Consider the following 662-nt stretch of genomic DNA (forward strand, 5'->3'; position numbering starts at 1 on the left):
GAAATCAGCTTCGCCCTCGCTCGGTTGAGACCGAGCTCAGATCATACCGACGGGCTTCTTATCGAATCCCGTCTCGACAACCCGAAAGCCATCGTGTTAAACCCGATGGAAGAAAACCAATCCAAAATTCCAAAATCACCGATGTATATATACTATATATGATATATATATTCTTATAATAGGTATTATATATATTATATATAAATATAAGTATGCGCTTTAAACAAAAAAAGCAATCTCTAGGACATATCATAGCTCCACTTTTCCCAGACCTATAATTTCAAAAAATTTAGGAGGCAAAACAATAAAAGTTTTGCCTCCCGAGAAAATTTTTTCCGAAATCTTCATATAGTGCTCATATTTTTTCAGAGTCTCTTCCTCCAAACGGCCGAGCAACAGTGAGCACATAACCAGCCACCAGCCGCGCCTGCCCTTCCAGCTGCGTATCAATCGCCATATCCTCGCGCACCATCAGTAGGTGCATGACAAAATCGTAGTGCCATTCGCTGTTGTGGTGGATGCCGTATTCCAGACTGCCTGAAACGGTTTGCCCGTCTTCGGCCAGCACAAGGTTAAATTCAGCTGTGGCGTTTTCCAGCGGGTAGATGGCGAGGTTTTGATTTTTTCGGGGGCTGACGTAGATTAGCAGTCATGCTAGTCTA

Annotated in this window: 1 protein-coding gene; it reads right to left on the reverse strand. The window is 43.2% G+C overall.

What is annotated here, in order from left to right:
• Positions 1–355: 355 nt before the first annotated feature.
• Positions 356–568: a hypothetical protein gene (locus HMPREF2541_RS09680; RefSeq protein WP_064106073.1), complete on the reverse strand. Its 213-nt coding sequence runs from the start codon at positions 566–568 to the stop codon at positions 356–358.
• Positions 569–662: the final 94 nt, after the last annotated feature.

Origin of the sequence: Eikenella sp. HMSC061C02 (assembly GCF_001809035.1) — a bacterium.
GTDB lineage: Bacteria > Pseudomonadota > Gammaproteobacteria > Burkholderiales > Neisseriaceae > Eikenella > Eikenella corrodens.